Raw genomic sequence first — 12,834 nt, forward strand, 5'->3', positions numbered from 1 at the left:
CCGCATCGTGACCGCATCCGACAGAGCCGTCCAGCTCGTCAGGCTCGCCGCTGAGGCGGCGGCCGACAAACTGGCCGATGACATCCTCGCCTACGACGTGAGCGACCAACTCGTCATCACCGACGCGTTCGTGCTCTGCTCCGCCACCAACGACCGCCAGGTCCGCGCCATCGTCGACGAGATCGAGGACAGGCTGCGCATCGAGGCGGACGCCAAGCCGGTCCGCCGGGAGGGGGAGCGGGAGGGCCGCTGGGTGCTCCTCGACTACCTCGACATCGTCGTGCACGTCCAGCACGAGGAGGACCGCACCTTCTACGCGCTCGAGCGGCTGTGGAAGGACTGCCCGGCGATCGCGCTGCCCGAGAGCGTCACGCAGAGCGCCGCGCAGCGGGCGCGCAAGTGAGCCGCAGGATCGTCTGCCTGCGGCACGGGCAAACACTGTGGAACGTGGAGCACAGGTTCCAGGGGCACACCGACATCCCGCTCGACGAGACCGGCCTCGCCCAGGCGGCGCGGGCGGCCTCGCTGCTGGCCTCGTTGCGCCCCACCAGCATCGTCTCCTCCGACCTGCGCCGGGCCAATGACACCGGCCTGGCGCTCGGCCGGCTGGTCGGCCTCGACGTCGCCGTCGACAAGGACTTCCGCGAGCGCGGTGGCGGCGCGTGGGAGGGGCTGACCCGTGAGGAGATCTCGGCGGGCTGGCCCGCCGAGTACCTCGCCTGGGAGGCTCCCGGGGGCGAGCCTGTGCCCGACGTCGCCGAGCGGGTGGCCGTGGCCATGCGCCGCTGGGCGGCCACGCTCGACGACGACGGCCTGCTCGTGGTGGCCTCGCACGGCGCGGCGCTCAGGCTCGGCATCGCCCGCCTGCTCGGCCTGCCCGAGGAGCTCTGGCCTGCGCTGGGCGGCCTGGGCAACTGCTCGTGGTCGGTGCTGGAGGAGGGGCGCAAGGGCTGGCGCCTCCTGGAGCACAACGCCGGCACGCTGCCCGAGCCGATCAACAGTGACGACATCCCGAACATCTGATTATGCGAATTCCCTCGGGGGGCTATATGCTCCCTGAGCGCCGCAACGAGAGCACTCGAAGCGGTGACAAGGGGCTATAGCGCAGTTGGTAGCGCACCTCCATGGCATGGAGGGGGTCAGGAGTTCGAGTCTCCTTAGCTCCACCCTGATTTCGACGTCGACGCCGCCCAAGCCCGAGCGGCTGACGCTCGGTAACCGCGAGGGGGGCGTCGTCCACTGTGGACGGTGCCCCGTCTCGCGTTCTGGGCGCTACAAGCGTACGAAGTTCAGTAGGAGGGCGATGGTGCCGCCCGTCGATAGGAGCAAAGTCGTGCCGGCGTGCATCCCGATCGACACCCGCAGATCCTTCTTCCGCCAGACGAGCCAGACCGCCGGAAGCATGAATATCACCCTGGACAGGAACACCCATGGCGACCAGAGGTGGTACAGCGAGAACAGGGCCGTGTTGACCACCGGCGCCCACCGGCCCAGCCGGGAGAGGCGGGGCAGCAGGAAGCCGCGGAAGTAGAGCTCTTCGATGATCGGGAACGCCAGTCCGGTCAGCGGAATGCACGACGCCACCGAGACGATGACGGCGGTGCGCGAGTATCCGGCGAAGTATCCGGTGGCGCTGCCCGCGCCCTCGAACGGGATCCACCAGAACAGCCACTGGTAGACAAAGTTGTCCACGGGTGTGAACGCGAACGACAGCACCACCATCTGCACGATCAGGGGGGCGACGATGGCGACAAGCCTCCCGCGTGGGATCGGCTTGTCCAGGTAGCTCACCACTCCACGCAGCGAAAACCGGCCGTTTCGTCGGCGGCCTAACCACAGCAGCAGGCCGAGCTGGACCGGCGCCAGAGCCAGGCACATGGCGATCGCCCAGCCCAGGAACGGCGGACAGCCGATGGCTTTGACGAACGGCCCGGTGATGAGCAGGTAGACGGCGACGATCAGGGCTCAGGGGACAAGGTGGAGCGCGATGGACAGCGGCAGGGAGTGGCGGTCGCCCAGTAGCCGCTCAACTATCCGGTTCGGTCGAGTGTCTTCCGTGGTGGCCATAGATGCACCTCATGGGGGTGTGTGACGCCATGATGGCGTCTCTGACGTGTAAGGCAGGCCATCGTGCCGCCGGAACCCGATCAGCAGCGTCACGCCGACCAACGTCTGGATCATGCTGCCGACGCCGTGTCCGGGTCAGGTGAGGGAGCCGGCTTGGCCGCCTTGGCGGGGCTCGACCCCTCCCTGACCTGCATGCCGCCGCGTCACGGGTCCGGAGAGGACCTCGTGACATCCCGTCAAGCGGCGTCGAGGGCTGCGGTGATCTTGCGCATCATGTCGGCCATGGTGGGGCTGGGCTCGCCCTGGTGGGTGCGGGCGGCTGCTTCGATGGCGACGATGATGGTGCTGCGGAAGTTGTCGGCCTCTGCCGGAGCCTGCTGCTTGAGCAGGTTCATGGCCGCTGTCAGGGCCGGCAGCACCTGGTCGGCGAGTTCGGCTACGGACTTGCCGTACTTCACGCCCTTGGGCGCCTTGGTGAGCACGTGCCCGACCAGGCCGGTCGCGGAGGTCAGGGCGATGGAGCCGTGGGTGGCGACCTTGTGGGGCGAGCCGGCGGCACCAGCGGCGGACATCAGTGAGACGGCGCCCCACGCGGCGGTCCGCAGGGTGAGCTTGTCCTGGTCGGTAAGGGTGATGGACATGGTCGTGTGCTCCTTCAAGTCTGAAATTCAGGTGAACGGACGGCTGGTGGAATGCGGCGGGGTCTGGATTACTCAGGTCGGGTGGATCTCACCCGGCCTTGAGGGCCGCAATCGCTGAACCGTTCATGCATCCACCATCGCCGACCGCTCTGATACCGGGCCGTTGCCGTCCTGACATGACCGCTGACACGACACCGCATGGTCGACGAATGGCTTGTAGGGATCCAGCCGCGAGGGGCCGGCAGCTTACGCGGAGGCGGCCACGCCGAATTGAGCGCCTGGGCGACCTTTCCTCGATGCCCAGGTCGTGATGGCCTGGGCATCGTTGTTTCTCCGGCGACCGTGTCCGGCACGGCAACACCGACAAATCTTCCGCGACATTTTCGTTGATCAGGTGATCTACCGGAGCGGGCGCGTCCTGGCAGCGTTGTGCGGGAACGCCCCGGTGGCATCGCCCACGGGGGCGTCTCCACGAACGAAGGGGACGTTGCTGGGAGACGGGATGAAGGCGGGCGCCTCGGTCACCGGGCTCGGTGCCACCACGCCACTGGGCGGGGACGTGGACTCCACATGGGCCGGTCTGCTGGCAGGGCGTTCGGGCATCACCCTGCTGGAGGAGGACTGGGCGGAGGGGCTGTCCGCGCGGATCGCCGGACGGTTGAAGGTCGACCCCGTCGAGGTGCTGGGCCGGGTGCCGGCCAGGCGGCTGGACCGCTGCCAGCAGGTCGCGCTCGTCGCAGCGCGGGAGGCGTGGGCGGACGCGGGGGCTCCCGAGGTCGAGCCCGAGCGGCTGGCGGTGGTCGTCGGCACGGGAGTCGGCGGGGTGCTGACCACGCTCGCCCAGAACGAGCTGCTTGAGACGTCAGGGGCGCGGAAGGTCTCGCCGTACACGGTTCCCATGCTGATGCCCAATGGGCCCGCGGCCGTGGTCAGCATCGAGTTCGGCGCCCGGGGCGGGGCGCACACGCCGGTGAGCGCCTGCGCGTCCGGGTCCGAGGCGATCGCGATGGGGCTGGACCTCATCCGCCTGGGCCGCGCCGACGTGGTGATCGCCGGTGGCGCCGAGGCGTGCGTACACCAGCTCACCCTCGCCGGGTTCGCCCAGGCCAGGGCCCTGTCCAAGCGCAACGACGCCCCGTGGGAGGCGTCCCGGCCCTTCGACGTGGGGCGCGACGGGTTCGTGCTCGGCGAGGGGGCCGCCCTGGTGGTCCTGGAGCGCGAGGGATTCGCCGCGGCTCGCGGGGCCCGGGTGCACGCCACGCTGGCGGGCGCGGGCACCACCTCCGACGCCCAGCACATCACGGCCGCCGACGTGGCCGGGCAGGTACGTGCGATGCGGCTGGCCCTGGCCTCGGCGGGGCTGGACGCGCTCGACGTCGGGCACGTGAACGCCCACGCCACCTCGACCCCGACCGGCGACCTGACGGAGGCCCGGTCGATCACCGAGGCGCTGGGAACGCATCCCGTGGTCACCGCGACCAAGTCGATGACCGGGCACCTGTGCGGGGCGGCGGGGGCGTTGGGGGCGATCGCCACGATCCTCGCCCTCCGGGACGGGGTGATCCCCGCTGTCCGGAACCTGGACGACCTCGACCCTCAGGTCAAACTGGACATCGTCACCGGGCAGCCGCGCCATGGCCGGTGGCGGGCGGCGGTGACCAACTCCTTCGGCTTCGGCGGCCACAACGCCTCCCTGGCCTTCACGACCTGAGCCCGGGTCATCGGTGACCCAGGACGTTGATCACGCGGCCGTTCGGGTCACGGACGAAGAAGCGGCGAACCCCCCACTCCTCGTCCTGCAAGGGATGCAGGATCTCCGCGCCGCTCTCCCGCATGGCCGCGTAGGCCGCGTCCACATCGTCCACCTCGACGCTCAGGTCCGGCATGACGGGCGCGGTCTTGTCGCCGGTCATGAAGCTGACCTGCGCCGCCGGGGTGGCGGGTGAGGCGAGCGTCATGATCCAGCCGTGGTTCATGACCTCCTCGAAGCCCAGCAGGCCGTAGAACTCGGCGCTCTCCTCCAGGGCTGCTGACGGGATGTTGGGGACGACCCGGCGGACGGACATCGGTGCCTCCTGCTGGTTGGTGGGAGTGATGTGTGTCCGATCCTGCCGCAGGACGCCCTACTCCCGCTGGCCGGTGCGCATCCAAGACCAGGCGGCCGAGGCACCCGGGACGGCCTCAACGCGGGCGGCTGATCGCGCGGTACGGCCTTCAGTCGTGAATCGTCACCTTCGTCGCTGGGAACGGTATCCGTCGAGGATGTCCTGGCGGAGCAGGTGGCCGAACCCGGCCCGGTCGAGGCGCAGGGCCAGGCGGACGGCGTCGATGCCCAGCGCCTCGGCGGCCGAGCCCAGGTGCCAGTCGTGGGCGGCCAGCACGGTCAGCAGGTGACCCCTGCGGATCTGCGCCTCCGACAGGCGGAAGGTCTTCAGGTACGCCACCAGGCCCCGCTCGTCAGTGATCACCTCGCCGATGTGGTTCTCCCGCTGCCGCTCGAACGACGGCAGGAAGCGCGACAGCGTGAAACGGCCCATCCGGTAGACGGGGTCGAAGGCGTGCGAGGCGTCCAGCAGGCCCGCGGCCATCACCGAGGTGTGGAAGCCCGACCACTCCGCGCGGACGCGGGCCGCCTCGGCGCGCAGGCCCGCCATGGAGGTCACCTCGCCGAGGGAGGCGGTGAAGTCGTGCACCGGAGGGGAGTACAGGGCGTTGGTGTAGATCAGCTCGCCGTACATGTCCTGGACGAGGGTGGGGTGGAGGGCGCGGTAGTCCTCGGGGTGCGGCACCACCGTCGCGGAGGCCGCCAGGTCGCCGACGTAGATCACCATGCCGCACTGGCCCTCGTGGATCTCGAAGATGCGCAGCGCGTCGTCCAGGCCCTGGACGCTCGCACCGGTGTAGGCGGCCTCCTCGCGCGGCGACAGGCCCTGCTTGATCGCGCGCCGCGACCACTCCTCCCAGGCGATCGACGGGCCGCCGAAGTGCAGCGCGAGGTAGCCCTCCATGGCCAGGTGCAGCGGCAGGAAGCGCAGCCGGTCGGGGCCCGCTCCCCTGCGGGCCATCTTCCGGGTGAAGCGGACGGGGGCGCACTGGGCGGGATCACCGAGCTGGGTGCCGTACGCCGCGGCGGGGGTGCCGTCCTTGCTCCACGTGGCGACGAGGGCGTGCGGGACGTAGGCCGTGTAGGTGGACTTGTCGGGCAGGGAGACGACGGTCAGGTCCTCGCCGTACACCTGATGGTGCAGTCGCAGGTCGGTGATGGGTCTGGGTCTGACCAGCGGGACCAGTCTGATGGCGCCCCAGGTTTGCGCGGGGCGGGTCTCCAGGCCGGTCAGGTCGATCACAGCTCGGCCGTCCTGTCGTCGAGGTAGCGCAGCAGTGAGGCGTAGCCGGTTCGCCCGGTGGCGAAGCGGGCCAGTTCGACCAGCGCGGGCAGGCTCTCCGCGTCCCTGATGCCCGCCGTGGGCACCAGCGGCGAGAGCCTGCGCACGTCGAAGTCGTCGGCGTCGTAGACCGGGTTGAGGTGGACGATGCCGGTCAGCTCCGCCGGGTCGAGCCGTTCGCGCCACACCCGCAGCACCTCGGCGGCCAGGCCGGGCGGCGCGTTGTCCCAGCCGTCGGAGACGATGACCAGGCGGTCGGGGCGCCACTCCAGCGCGTCGATGATCCGCTCGCCGAGCGGCGTCGCGCCCACCGGCCGTACCAGGAGCGGGTCGCCCCGGCCGGACAGCCACCGGCCGCGGTACTCGCCGGCCAGGGCCGCCAGCAGGTAGTGGCAGGCCAGCGCGACGGCCAGCGGCCGGCGCCGCTTGGCCGTGGAGCCGAACGCGGAGAAGCTGTCGTCGAGCACGGCCGCGACCCGCCCCCAGGTCCCCGCGCGGGCGCCCGCGGCCCGCGCGGCCGAGGCCCGCAGCGCCGCGTGCAGCTCCGCGCGCCTGCGCACCCGCTCCTCGTACGGCAGCGCCAGCACATAACTCGCCGCCCGCACCAGCGGCTGCCCACCCAGATCGGGATCGGCGTCCAGGCGCAGCCGCTCCAGCTTGGTCAGCCGGGGCGCGATCCGCTCCAGGAACTTCTCCCGGGCGATCCCGCGCCTGGCGGCGAAGCCCTCGGCGACGGTGTAGGGCAGTTCGTAGACGGCCCTGGCCTCGTAGTGGGCGCGCCGCCACGCCTCCAGGATGGGCGTGTCGAAGTGGACGCGGGTGCCGAACAGGAAGTCGCCGAGTTCGGCGGGGAGGGGGAGGTGGGCGTGCCGTACCGCGTCCTTGAGGGCGGAGCGGTACTTCACCGCGTCGAAGGCCAGGTCGGGGCGGTCGGCCAGCCAGTCCCTGATGATCGCGCGGGTTCGGCGGTTGTTGATCCCGGCGGCGCGCAGCAGCCGGAACAGGCCGTAGACGCGCTGGGGGGCCATCCGGCGCAGCCGGCGGGCGATCAGCCGGCCCTCGCGCTCGGTGGGCCGCTCGGCCAGCAGGTTGCGGGCGATCAGGGCGGCGTTGTGGTCGTTGATGTCGAGGGCGAGCGCGGCGGCGTAGACCTCGCGGTAGTTGCCCATGATGTAGCGGTGCAGGAAGCCGAGCGACAGGCGCTGCTCGTCGGCCGAGGAGTGGAACTCCCGCTGCCCGGTGGACGTGATCGCCGCGTTGACGAAGAGCAGCACGTCCTCGCAGGCGATCACGTCGCTCACGACACCCTCGCTTCCGGTCCAGTGGTTGGCCGGGGAATGGGGGAGCGAACGGCGAAATAGTCGCTGTACAGGCGGTTTCCGGAAGTCGCGCCCGAGTCCCGCGGCCAACGATTGGTCACGCTATCACCGGGTGCGGCTGGGTTCCGAGTGATTTAGGGCCGATACCGAGGAGGTCCGGTGAGAAGGAAAGTTTCCATGTAGGTTGCTGGGAAGAAATTTTCTTCCCTAGCTTCGTGAGGCTCTTCGCGCGAGCGGACGTGAAAGGACTCCCCATGTTGACGCGCGCCTTCGCTCCGGGAGACGAGCGCTCCCTGGTCGCCGCGTGGAACCGCAGCCTGACCCACGACCCCACGACGGCCGCCTGGTTCCGGGACTGCGTGCTGCTCGACCCCAACTTCGATCCCGGCGGGCTGCACGTCGCCCAGGTGGACGGTCAGGTGATCGGGTGCGCGTACGCGGTTCGGCGGCTCGTCCCCCTGGCGCGCGGCACGGACCTGGAGCCCGAGGCGGGCTGGATCCCGTTCTTCTTCGTCGTGCCGGAGCACCGGGGGAGCGGGCTCGGGCGGCGGCTGCTGCGCGAGGCCCTCGACTTCCTGCGCGAGCGGGGGCGCACCCGGGTCGACTTCGCCTCCTACACCCCCAACTACGTCCTGCCCGGGGTCGACGCCCGGACCTACCCGGAGGCCTGGCGGCTGCTGGGGGAGATGGGGTTCACCACCCTCTACTCGCCGGTGGCCATGGACCGGACGCTGGTCGGCTACGCCGCGCCCGGGGAGGTGCGCGAGCTGCGGGCCAAACGGGAGAGCGAGGGCTACGCCTTCCGCGCGCCCGCGGACGGCGAACTGCCCGCCCTCATCCGCTTCGCGGCCGACCTCTTCAACCCGGACTGGGGCGAAGCGATCCGGAAATTTCAGGACAACGGGAGGTTGGTGGTGGCGGTCAGGGAGGGCATCGTCGGGTTCGCCGCCTTTGGGGCCTACCGTGGCATTCCTGAGCGGTTCGGGCCGTTCGGGGTCGATCCGGGGGAGCGGGGCACGGGGCTCGGCAAGATCCTGCTGCACGAGACCATGACCCGGATGCGCGCCGAGGGGCTGCACTCCTCGTGGTTCCTCTGGACCGGGGAGGACAGCCCGGCGGGTCACCTGTACACCAGGGCCGGGTACGAGGTCACCCGCAGGTTCCACGTCATGAGATGGCAGGGAGATCACTGAGCCCACGGGGGCACGAAAGCCTCCTTCCCCGGCATGTGCGCGCGTCCGCCGACCGGCAGGACCGCGACCATCTCCAGCGGCTCGTCGTGCGGGTTGCCGAGGGCGAACGAGGTGCCCGCGGGGACGATCAGCGCGTCACCGGCCACGAGGTGGTGCTCCTCGCCCTCCAGTGCGGCCAGCGCCCGGCCGGAGATCAGCACGAAGATCTCCTCGCGGTCGACCGTGTGCGGGTTGGCGGGCGCGCCCGGGTCCATGGTGAACCGCCAGGCGCAGGTCTCCTTCGCACCCCGGCTGGGGGCGGCCAGGCCGTGCGCGGTGACGTGCGGGACGGTGAAGGTGGGGGCGGTGGCCCCGGAGATGACGGGCATGCGGAACTCCTCTATCTGGCGGTGAAGGGGACGGTGACCTCGCCGTCGGGCATGGTGGCCATGGCGCCCACGGGCAACGCCGCGACCAGCTCGAACGGTTCGTCGTACGGGTTGCCCAGGCCGAACAGGGTGCCCGCCGGGACGATGACGGCGTCGCCCTCGGCCACGTCGTGCCGTACGCCGTCGAGCAGGGCGTAGGCGCGGCCCCGGATGGCGACAAGCACCTCCTCGTGGTCAAAGGAGTGCGGCGGGCCGGGCTCCGCGCCGGGTTTGACGAGGGTCCGCCACACGCTGGTCTCCTTCGCGCCCCTGCTTGGGGCGGCGAGGCCGGTGAAGGTGGCGGTGGGCAGCTCGAAGACGGGCGCGGTGGCGCCCTTGACGACTGGCACGATATCCTCCTTAGAAGAGATCTACAACTGAGGTTTACAACCTAGGTTGCATATCTTGGTTGTGTCAACAGGAGGACGGATGGACTTCGGGGTTCTGCTCGGCCTGGCCTACCAGCAGTTCGTGGACGAGCTGCACGCCCACCTGGCCGGGTACGGCTTCGACGACACGCGCGCGAACTTCGGCTACGCGGTCAAGGTGCTGGCGGCGGAGAGCCTGACCACCAGCCAGCTCGCGGCCCGGCTGAAGATCACCCCGCAGGGCGCGGCCAAGACGGTCGAGGAGATGGTGGCCACCGGGTACGTGGAGCGGGTGCCCGACCCCGCGGACGGCCGGGTGAAGCGGCTCGTCCTCACCGCCCGCTGCCGTGAACTGATGGCCAGGGGACACGAGTTCCACACCGACTTCGAGCGCCGGATGGTCGCCGAGCTGGGCGAGGAACGCGTGGCGGCGCTGCGCGAGGTGCTCACCGCGATCGTGGACAGGAGCGACTCCCCCGACAGTCTGGCCCGCACGCTACGGAAGCTGTGAAGGGGTGCCCGACCGGTACACGACGGCCAGCGTCTCGGCGGTCTCGGCCAGCCGTTCGCGCAGCTCGGCGGGGGAGATGACCTCGACGTCGGCGCCCAGGCGACAGCCGTACCTCCGCGCGAGCGGACCTGGGGAGACCAACTGGATCATGGAGCTCACCAGGGCCTGATCACTGGTGTGACCAGCGGGCCCGGTGCCGGGTCGCGGCCCGTCTGGCGGTGGCGGCGGCGTCCTCGGGGGCGGGGTCGGCGAGCCAGCCGGTGAGCGTGTGCAGCATGCCCGCCACGAAGCGCCGCCCGAGCGCGGTCACCGCCCCGCTGGACCGCAGCGCCAGCGCCGACTCCAGGCTGGCGTCGCGCCAGCGCACGAACTCGACGTGCGCGCCCGCGTCGGCCTCGACGTGCCGCTGAGCCCGCCAGAACCCGGCGACCCCCAGGTGGGCGTAGGCCCCCTGGAGCAGTGCCCCGGCCGGGCGCGGGTCCTCGCGCCAGGGCGCGTAGAAGCGCTGCCCGTGGTCGTCGCGGACAAGGTCGAACAGGTCCATGAGCGCGGCCAGCTTGGCGTGCTGCAGCTCGTGGGTCAGCGCCAGCGCCGCCGACCTGGCGTCCTCGGGCAGGGACAGCGCGACGCAGCCGTAGGCGGCCCTGGAGGTGGCGCTGCGGGCGCCGCCCTCGGGCGCGGTCAGCGGCACGACCACCGTCGTGGCCGCCATCGCCGCGGCGGTCGGCCGGTGGTGCCCGGCCAGCAGCCCGAGCCCGCCGCGCAGCCGCTCCCGCCAGACGGCTACCTCCCGTTCGGGCAGCCGGTCCAGCGGCGAGGGGGTGCCGGGGAAGCGCCAGGGGTCGACGTCGTCCAGCAGGAGTCCCGGCGCGAGCCTGCGCAGGCCCTGCCAGCGGCCCTCCTGCCGGTACGGGTCCCGGGGGATGAGCATCCGGACCCCGCCCAGGTCGAGCCGGGCGGCTCCGGCCGTGAGGTCGAGGACGACGGGACTGCCCGCGGGCAGGCCGGGCAGGTGCGCCCGGCCGAGCGAGGGCAGGGCCGCGCCGCCCTCCTCGGCGGGGAAGGTCGTGCGCGTCGGCACCCTGCCGCGCACCGCCGCGGCGGCGGCCAGCGCGGCGAGCCGTTCCGGCCGTGCCGCCGGGTCGTCGCGCAGCAGGCCGAGCAGCGTGTGCGCGCCCCAGGCGCCGACCAGCGGGTAGCGCAGCACCGCGGCGACGGCGGCGGGGCTGGCCCGCTCGACCCGGGCCAGCTCCCGGTATCCGGCCGCCGTCGCCGCCGCCTGCGGATGCGCCCGCGCGCCGACCTCGCCCACGATCGCCCGGAGCAGCAGCAGGTGCCTGCTGTGCCGCGCGGCGCCGAGCAGGCGCATCGCGGCCGGGCCGCCGCCGCCGCGGGACAGCTCGGCGAACAGGTCGGGCCGTACGGACAGCGCGGAGATCACGCGGGCTCCGCGACGATGCGCAGCCGCCCCACATCCTCGGCCAGCCGGTCGCGGATGTGGCCGATCAGGTGGAACAGGTCGGGGCAGTACACGCTCGGATGGGCGAACCCGGCGCCCGCGCGGTAGCGGTGCGCGTAGTGGCCGCCGCCGCACACGCGCACCACCGGGCAGGCCGCGCACTGGCGCGACAGCGCGGCCGTGCCCGCCTGCCTGGCCGCGAACCCCGGTGCGCGCAGGGCGGTGTCGAAGTCGTCGGTGCGCACGTGCAGGCCGGTGGCGGCGGCGCCGTCGAAGGCCGACTTCAGCGCGTCGATCTGCTCGATCGTGCCGTCGGTCTCGACGACCGCGATGCCCACCGGTTCCAGCCCGACCCCCTCGGCGGTGGAGCGCCCGCCGAGCAGCAGGTGGATGATCTCCTCGAAGATCCGCACGCCGGTCTCCCTGGGGGCCGCGCCGTACCAGCGGTCGAAGACGGCGGCTAGCCAGTTCCCGTACGGCGCTGCCTGTCCCGGCGGGCGGCCGGGTGGCGGGGACGACCAGTTGCCGTGCGGCAGCAGGAAGTCCACGGCGGGCGGGCGGTGCGCGGCCAGCGCCTCATAGCTGGCCACGGGGTCGTTGCGCAGGTCGACCGTGCAGAGCAGGCCGCCGAACCGGCGCGGCCGCGCGGCCAGCTCGCGCACCGCGGCGCTCACCTTCGCGTGGCTGCCCGCCCCCGACCGGGTACGGCGATGCCGGTCGTGCTCGGGGCCGCCGCCGTCCATGCTGACCCCCACCACCACGTCGAGCTCGTCGAACAGACGCAGGTACGTTTCATCCAGGCGCAGCGCGTTCGTCTGCAGGCTGACCCGGACGCGGGCGGGGACGGCCCGCCGGACCGTCGTGACGATCCGGCCGAGCAGGCTGGGGCCGCACAGGAGGGGCTCGCCGCCGTGCAGGACCACGTCGACGAGGTCGAGCCGGTGCCCGCGTACGTGCTCGGCGATCCGCCGGGCGGCGTGCTCGGCCACTTCGGGGCTCATGGTGCGGGGCCGGTCGCGCCAGCTCTGGTCGGGCCCGTTGTAGATGTAGCAGTAATCGCAGGCCAGATCACACCGGCTATGCACTTTAAGAACAAACGTACGGAATGGGGTGACATCAGGTTGAATTCGCGAGATACGGCTGGATGGCACCGGATTCCATCCTTGTCAGCGAGTTATTCGATTTGTCATCAGATAATATCTGTTTGTGGTTGAATGTGGATATTGTTTCTCGCTCATTGGAGCCTGCGGCGGATGAACGGTGAGGCGTACGGCGCGGACGAGGAGGAGTTGCGATCCGATCTGGTCGACTTGGCGGGCCTCGACCTCGACAAGCTCGCCGAGCTGCCCGACAGCGCGCTGGCCCGCGCGCTGCGCCGGATCCGCGACCAGGTGGACGACTCGGCCGACTCTTTCTACTTGGCCTTTCAGGCGGGACCGCCCGCCGTCGACGACGAACGCTGAATTCCACGGCGGACCTGTGA

General features: G+C 71.4%; 16 protein-coding genes and 1 tRNA gene. 7 read left to right on the top strand and 10 right to left on the bottom strand.

Features of this window, described 5'->3' with window-relative positions:
* The first annotated feature begins 7 nt into the window (after positions 1 to 7).
* From rsfS to ABZ911_RS25245, 3 genes are all read left to right on the top strand, one after another.
* The gene (rsfS, locus tag ABZ911_RS25235; protein ID WP_358060490.1) at positions 8 to 403 is read left to right on the top strand and encodes a ribosome silencing factor; all 396 of its coding nucleotides are present in this window, start codon (positions 8 to 10) and stop codon (positions 401 to 403) included.
* Positions 400 to 1,023 (top strand): histidine phosphatase family protein, encoded by a 624-nt coding sequence (locus tag ABZ911_RS25240; protein WP_358060493.1) that lies wholly within the window; start codon positions 400 to 402, stop codon positions 1,021 to 1,023. Before rsfS ends, ABZ911_RS25240 begins: the two co-directional genes overlap by 4 nt.
* Positions 1,024 to 1,093: 70 nt before the next feature.
* Positions 1,094 to 1,166: transfer RNA gene (locus tag ABZ911_RS25245), tRNA-Ala, on the top strand.
* Between the two features lie 106 nt (positions 1,167 to 1,272).
* On the opposite strand, the gene ABZ911_RS25250 is transcribed toward ABZ911_RS25245, so the two are convergent.
* Both ABZ911_RS25250 and ABZ911_RS25255 read right to left on the bottom strand, forming a co-directional pair.
* Positions 1,273 to 1,878, bottom strand: a complete 606-nt coding sequence (locus tag ABZ911_RS25250; protein WP_358060496.1) for a CPBP family intramembrane glutamic endopeptidase — start codon at positions 1,876 to 1,878, stop codon at positions 1,273 to 1,275.
* Positions 1,879 to 2,303: 425 nt separating this feature from the next.
* Positions 2,304 to 2,708 carry a hypothetical protein gene (locus tag ABZ911_RS25255; RefSeq protein ID WP_358060499.1) on the bottom strand — a complete coding sequence of 135 codons (405 nt, stop codon included), beginning with the start codon at positions 2,706 to 2,708 and terminating at the stop codon, positions 2,304 to 2,306.
* 502 nt (positions 2,709 to 3,210) lie between these two features.
* Between ABZ911_RS25255 and ABZ911_RS25260 the strand changes: the two genes are divergently transcribed.
* Positions 3,211 to 4,419, top strand: coding sequence for a beta-ketoacyl-[acyl-carrier-protein] synthase family protein (locus ABZ911_RS25260; protein WP_358060502.1), 1,209 nt, complete (start codon positions 3,211 to 3,213; stop codon positions 4,417 to 4,419).
* Between the two features lie 7 nt (positions 4,420 to 4,426).
* Here the strand turns inward: ABZ911_RS25260 and ABZ911_RS25265 are convergent, their stop codons facing one another.
* From ABZ911_RS25265 to ABZ911_RS25275, 3 genes are all read right to left on the bottom strand, one after another.
* Entirely contained in the window at positions 4,427 to 4,774 is a 348-nt protein-coding gene (locus ABZ911_RS25265) for a VOC family protein (RefSeq protein ID WP_358060505.1), read from the bottom strand.
* A gap of 162 nt (positions 4,775 to 4,936) precedes the next feature.
* On the bottom strand, positions 4,937 to 6,055 hold the full coding sequence (locus ABZ911_RS25270) for a hypothetical protein (RefSeq protein ID WP_358060508.1): 1,119 nt from the start codon (positions 6,053 to 6,055) through the stop codon (positions 4,937 to 4,939).
* On the bottom strand, positions 6,052 to 7,395 hold the full coding sequence (locus tag ABZ911_RS25275; RefSeq protein ID WP_358060511.1) for a hypothetical protein: 1,344 nt from the start codon (positions 7,393 to 7,395) through the stop codon (positions 6,052 to 6,054). Before ABZ911_RS25275 ends, ABZ911_RS25270 begins: the two co-directional genes overlap by 4 nt.
* Before the next feature lie 272 nt (positions 7,396 to 7,667).
* Here ABZ911_RS25275 and ABZ911_RS25280 point away from each other — a divergent pair, with 272 nt between their 5' ends.
* Positions 7,668 to 8,606, top strand: a complete 939-nt coding sequence (locus tag ABZ911_RS25280) for a GNAT family N-acetyltransferase (protein WP_358060514.1) — start codon at positions 7,668 to 7,670, stop codon at positions 8,604 to 8,606.
* Here ABZ911_RS25280 and ABZ911_RS25285 read toward each other — a convergent pair.
* A complete protein-coding gene (locus ABZ911_RS25285; protein WP_358060517.1) occupies positions 8,600 to 8,974 on the bottom strand; it encodes a cupin domain-containing protein in 375 nt (124 codons plus the stop codon). The genes ABZ911_RS25280 and ABZ911_RS25285 overlap by 7 nt on opposite strands.
* Before the next feature lie 11 nt (positions 8,975 to 8,985).
* The gene (locus ABZ911_RS25290) at positions 8,986 to 9,363 is read right to left on the bottom strand and encodes a cupin domain-containing protein (RefSeq protein WP_358060520.1); all 378 of its coding nucleotides are present in this window, start codon (positions 9,361 to 9,363) and stop codon (positions 8,986 to 8,988) included.
* A gap of 79 nt (positions 9,364 to 9,442) precedes the next feature.
* Here ABZ911_RS25290 and ABZ911_RS25295 point away from each other — a divergent pair, with 79 nt between their 5' ends.
* Complete coding sequence (locus ABZ911_RS25295; protein WP_358060523.1) at positions 9,443 to 9,892, top strand: MarR family winged helix-turn-helix transcriptional regulator; 450 nt, start codon at positions 9,443 to 9,445, stop codon at positions 9,890 to 9,892.
* Here ABZ911_RS25295 and ABZ911_RS25300 read toward each other — a convergent pair.
* From ABZ911_RS25300 to ABZ911_RS25310, 3 genes are read right to left on the bottom strand one after another with little or no spacing between them, the layout of a single operon-like run.
* Positions 9,878 to 10,042, bottom strand: a complete 165-nt coding sequence (locus ABZ911_RS25300; RefSeq protein WP_358060526.1) for a hypothetical protein — start codon at positions 10,040 to 10,042, stop codon at positions 9,878 to 9,880. The genes ABZ911_RS25295 and ABZ911_RS25300 overlap by 15 nt on opposite strands.
* Before the next feature lie 19 nt (positions 10,043 to 10,061).
* Positions 10,062 to 11,333: an HEXXH motif-containing putative peptide modification protein gene (locus ABZ911_RS25305; protein ID WP_358060529.1), complete on the bottom strand. Its 1,272-nt coding sequence runs from the start codon at positions 11,331 to 11,333 to the stop codon at positions 10,062 to 10,064.
* Positions 11,330 to 12,502: an FxsB family cyclophane-forming radical SAM/SPASM peptide maturase gene (locus ABZ911_RS25310; RefSeq protein WP_358060532.1), complete on the bottom strand. Its 1,173-nt coding sequence runs from the start codon at positions 12,500 to 12,502 to the stop codon at positions 11,330 to 11,332. Before ABZ911_RS25310 ends, ABZ911_RS25305 begins: the two co-directional genes overlap by 4 nt.
* A 102-nt stretch (positions 12,503 to 12,604) precedes the next feature.
* On the opposite strand from ABZ911_RS25310, the gene fxsA reads away from it, so the two are divergent.
* Positions 12,605 to 12,814, top strand: coding sequence for an FxSxx-COOH cyclophane-containing RiPP peptide (gene fxsA, locus ABZ911_RS25315; RefSeq protein ID WP_358060535.1), 210 nt, complete (start codon positions 12,605 to 12,607; stop codon positions 12,812 to 12,814).
* Positions 12,815 to 12,834: the final 20 nt, after the last annotated feature.

This window comes from Nonomuraea sp. NPDC046570, from assembly GCF_040645915.1.
GTDB lineage: Bacteria > Actinomycetota > Actinomycetes > Streptosporangiales > Streptosporangiaceae > Nonomuraea.

Bases quoted from the DNA above. Each gene is read 5' to 3' on its own strand.
- ABZ911_RS25255 (WP_358060499.1), bottom strand. From the start codon at position 2,708: ATGTCCATCACCCTTACCGACCAGGACAAGCTCACCCTGCGGACCGCC.
- ABZ911_RS25295 (WP_358060523.1), top strand. From the start codon at position 9,443: ATGGACTTCGGGGTTCTGCTCGGCCTGGCCTACCAGCAGTTCGTGGAC.
- ABZ911_RS25250 (WP_358060496.1), bottom strand. From the start codon at position 1,878: ATGTGCCTGGCTCTGGCGCCGGTCCAGCTCGGCCTGCTGCTGTGGTTA.
- ABZ911_RS25300 (WP_358060526.1), bottom strand. From the start codon at position 10,042: ATGATCCAGTTGGTCTCCCCAGGTCCGCTCGCGCGGAGGTACGGCTGT.
- ABZ911_RS25260 (WP_358060502.1), top strand. From the start codon at position 3,211: ATGAAGGCGGGCGCCTCGGTCACCGGGCTCGGTGCCACCACGCCACTG.
- ABZ911_RS25280 (WP_358060514.1), top strand. From the start codon at position 7,668: ATGTTGACGCGCGCCTTCGCTCCGGGAGACGAGCGCTCCCTGGTCGCC.
- fxsA (WP_358060535.1), top strand. From the start codon at position 12,605: ATGAACGGTGAGGCGTACGGCGCGGACGAGGAGGAGTTGCGATCCGAT.
- ABZ911_RS25265 (WP_358060505.1), bottom strand. From the start codon at position 4,774: ATGTCCGTCCGCCGGGTCGTCCCCAACATCCCGTCAGCAGCCCTGGAG.
- ABZ911_RS25285 (WP_358060517.1), bottom strand. From the start codon at position 8,974: ATGCCCGTCATCTCCGGGGCCACCGCCCCCACCTTCACCGTCCCGCAC.